The organism is Parasphingorhabdus sp., assembly GCF_036963705.1.
GTDB lineage: Bacteria > Pseudomonadota > Alphaproteobacteria > Sphingomonadales > Sphingomonadaceae > Parasphingorhabdus.
Genome location: NZ_JBALUT010000126.1, coordinates 1 through 3668 on the forward strand (window position 1 = coordinate 1; position 3668 = coordinate 3668).

The window sequence follows — 3668 nt, forward strand, 5'->3', positions numbered from 1 at the left end:
TCAGGACATTTCGCCTGACACTCAATCAGGAGAAAACCAGTGCAGAATATCGTAGAATTTCACATCATCGGACGGCTTGGCAAGATCGATGCCGCCGAGAAAGTCACTCACATCTCGGTTGCCGTCAATTACAACCGCCGCGAAGGCGAGACATGGAAGTCCGATCCGCAATGGCATCGTGTCACCCTGTTTGGAAAATTGCGCGACCGGCTCGCCAAAACCACTATCGGTGATCTTGTCCGCATTACTGGTCGCATCGGTCAGTCGAGCTACAAGGTCGAAGGCCAGACCCGCTATTCAGTTGACCTGATCGCGGACGGCTTCGCGATCCTCGCTAAAGCCAAGGGCAAGACTGTCGACGCTGAAGCTGGCGAATGACCATCCAGCGGGGCGGCTTTGCCGCCCCGTTTTGGTCGGTATTACGTCACAATACCAAAGGCGCCAACGACGAAGATCAGGGAAAAGTGTGCGAGCAGGTTTTGGGGCGGCAATTGAGATAGCAGCCTTGCCCGTTGCAAAATTGTTTGTCCAAACACAGCACAAAATTTTCAGCGAAGAAAGCTGGGTTCAGCGCGATTTATATCTAACAGACGACTCAAAAATACCTGCGGTAGCAACGCGGTGAATCGCTTCAGCTCTGAGTCTACGCGTCGGGCCGTCAACAAATTGCATGATTGGAGCTTTTCGTGGCGCGGACTCAGAAATTTCAGTGGTTTTGAATTCGAGACTCAGTTGCAGATCGTCACATTTTTCCTTCGCCATAACCGTGTCCTTTTCCCCTTGCTCGCTAAACTTGTTCTTTTTGAGCCAAATTTGCAATCACTAAATCTTCATAATTCGATCGAGCGTCGAGAGGCACGCGAAAAATTGGAATTGCATTGGCCCTATCGATCCGCGAGATACGCCCACCCATTTTTCGTGGTGCAGATGGCTTGAATAGTCGGATAAAGTTTCGTGGAGCAATGCCGTCAAATTGCCGGAACACGACCATGTCCACTTTGTCGGGTATCTCAGTGACAACATCGGCATGCAGTTGCGTTGCAAGGCTTTTGAGATATGGCTGAATATAGACTACATTTACGATGCCTGCTGCAACAATGTGCCTAGCGCAATTGTGACAGGGGTATGTGTTCGTATACAACGTCGCGCCGACAAGTGAATGTTTGCCCTCACGCGCGACTGATAAGATGGCCTCCATCTCAGCGTGGATCGAGCGAGAATACTCAATAAGGTCGGCGATCTCACTTTGAGCTACCTTATCACGCACCTTAGGAGCAAGTTCGGTTGAAACTTTACCAACTGTGGCAGCCGCGTCACTTATCTTTGAGATAATTTTGGTACGGCGAGTTTCGTTGTGACAAATTCCACCTGCCCAGTTGTGGCACCGGTGATCCTTATTCACGATGGCGTTCTGCACCTTATCATAGCGCGACCGATCTTCCTCGATGTAGAGGCCGCCGCCAAATTTTGGTACGTCATTCCAGCCTACCGCGATCAATTCACCCCGAGCAGAGACTATCGAAGCCCCAACTTGGCGTGACATACAAGCTGAATTGGCTGATGCAGCATCTGCTTCATACATTGCTGATTCAGCGCGCGTCGGAGTGTGAATTGCGGTATCAAACACAATATCAAGAAATCTCGTGACGCTTGTATTGAGTTCCTCAGGGCGGCGGTCGTTACAAACAAAAAGGTCAGCTTCAACGAACAGTTTGCGAGTATTTTGACCGAATGTCATCAATTCAGCCTGATCGCGAGCCATGAGTTGCCCCACGCTTTCCGCGCTCGCACCACCATCTATCAGGCGTTGACGCCGTATCTCGTCAGGCGCAAAAACACCAACGACACACAAGCTTTCGCGATATATATTTCGAAGCAGTGTCAGCTCTTCAATATTCTTCAACGAGTCGATAATGTATGCTCGCCTTCCCGGCTGCTCTACATTGGCCGCGTACCCACCCTTGCTTTCACGGAACAATTTGATCTGCTCGATTATTTTTTCGACGAGATACTCGTTACCAAAGCGCTCCCGGAGTTTATTCCCCGCATCTTGCATTGTCTGAATGTAGACGGCTAGGTCATCTTTCCCGGGGGCAACTATATCAACGAGTGGGCATTGCCGCTGTATTATGTTGCTTGGTTTAAAAATTGGAGCGACATCATATCCAAAATCGCCAGCGAGGACGTCGCGAATTTGAGCGGCAGCAGTTGAGACGCCTGAGCCGACAGGCCCCACAAGCGCTATGACGAGTTCCTGCGAAAGTCTGTCCGTGATCTCGTTGGCTAAAGTCGCGTCGTTTGCGGCCAAAATTTGACGAGCAGTTTCCATCTATCCCCCAAGCACTTATGTTTAATATAGTCTGCCATTTCGTCTGTCACGATTGAGACAAGAACGAAAGTTATTCTTGCCTGACGACAGCTTTTTGTGACAATTCTATTCAACATCTGCGCGACCGACATTGCAGCGATTATCGCCGTTAACCTCACTCCGCATCAAACATCCCTGCAAATTCCTTGTCCGCATAAAAGCGCAACTTTTTCACGATCAGCGGACTCTCGCCGACGCGCATGAGCAACAGCGTATCAGGAGCAAGCTGCATGATCTCATTGGGGTCCATGAGATTGCGGGTGGCAAGATGCTGGGTTCTGCTCAAGGATCGTTCAGGGTCTTTGACCATTACATCCTTTTGGCTCTGCCCGCCGGTTTCATAGGTGATGGTTTCGCGGCCCATTGTTTTCGACAGCATGTCGGCAGTGTCAAAGTCATTGACCCCGAACGCTTGCAAGACACCGGCATTGGACAGGAATGTCCCCGCGCGGGTTCCGTAAAGACTGCGCAGTTGGTGGATGTCCTGCAATATAGGCCAGAGTTGCAGACCGTAACCGGCCATCAGGCCCATTGCGCGCTCGATAGGTTGCAGCCGCCCGAGGGCGGCAAACTCATCGAGCAGGAACAAGACAGGGCGCTCCGGCTTGGCGGACGAGCGCGCCATTTCATTGATCGATTGCGCCACCAGCAAACGCAGCCAGCGCGAATAGGTATCGAGCCGGTCAGGCGGCAGGATCAGAAATACCGTCGCTACCTCGTCCTTGAGATCAGCAAAGGCAAAATCAGACCCGCCGACCACGGCTGCGATGCGCGGGCTATCCAGAAAATGCGTATGCCGCTGCGCGCCCGACAACACGCCCGCCGCCTCGCGGTGTGATTTGCTCAAATAACGATTAGCGGAGCGCGCGATCAATCCGGCTGCGCGGTCGCTGGCCTGCATGACGGTTAGCAACGCAATGAAGTCATCGGGGGCCAGCGTCAGATAATCCCGTACGCTGGAGAGATTGCGGTGGGCGGCATCATCATGGCAAACGACATAGAGGATGATGCCCGATATGAGCGCTTTGGCTTCTTCATTCCAATGTGCTTCGGTTTCGGCTTCATCAAACACCAGCGCATCGGCAAGCGTCATCGCATCTTCGGCCAGATCGAGGCTGGCTGCATCAAGCCGGTCGAGCGGATTATACCGCGCCGTTTCCTGCCCAGAGATACCGAATGGATCGAGGCAATGCACCGGCCCAAACTCTTCGCGGGCGCGCATTGTGACAAGAGCATTCTCACCCTTGGGATCGATGCAGACCACCGAACGATTGGCGGTGAGCAGATTGGGAATGATCGT

The 3668-nt window shown here is 52.3% G+C and carries 4 protein-coding genes; 1 reads left to right on the plus strand and 3 read right to left on the minus strand.

From position 1 onward, the window contains the following. The first annotated feature begins 39 nt into the window (after positions 1–39). The gene (locus tag V7680_RS15125; RefSeq protein WP_335654087.1) at positions 40–378 is read left to right on the plus strand and encodes a single-stranded DNA-binding protein; all 339 of its coding nucleotides are present in this window, start codon (positions 40–42) and stop codon (positions 376–378) included. A gap of 189 nt (positions 379–567) precedes the next feature. Here V7680_RS15125 and V7680_RS15130 read toward each other — a convergent pair whose 3' ends face one another. The 3 genes from V7680_RS15130 to V7680_RS15140 form a co-directional block, all read right to left on the minus strand. Further along, positions 568–762 carry a hypothetical protein gene (locus V7680_RS15130; protein WP_335654088.1) on the minus strand — a complete coding sequence of 65 codons (195 nt, stop codon included), beginning with the start codon at positions 760–762 and terminating at the stop codon, positions 568–570. A gap of 25 nt (positions 763–787) precedes the next feature. After that, positions 788–2329, minus strand: coding sequence for an anti-phage dCTP deaminase (locus tag V7680_RS15135; RefSeq protein ID WP_335654089.1), 1542 nt, complete (start codon positions 2327–2329; stop codon positions 788–790). Positions 2330–2483: 154 nt separating this feature from the next. After that, on the minus strand, positions 2484–3668 hold a 1185-nt coding region (locus V7680_RS15140; protein WP_335654090.1), incomplete at its 5' end, for a type IV secretory system conjugative DNA transfer family protein.

What these genes read in the sequence shown, in the direction of transcription:
- V7680_RS15130 (WP_335654088.1), bottom strand. Translation starts at nt 762, where the DNA reads ATGGCGAAGGAAAAATGTGACGATCTGCAACTGAGTCTCGAATTCAAA.
- V7680_RS15135 (WP_335654089.1), bottom strand. Translation starts at nt 2,329, where the DNA reads ATGGAAACTGCTCGTCAAATTTTGGCCGCAAACGACGCGACTTTAGCC.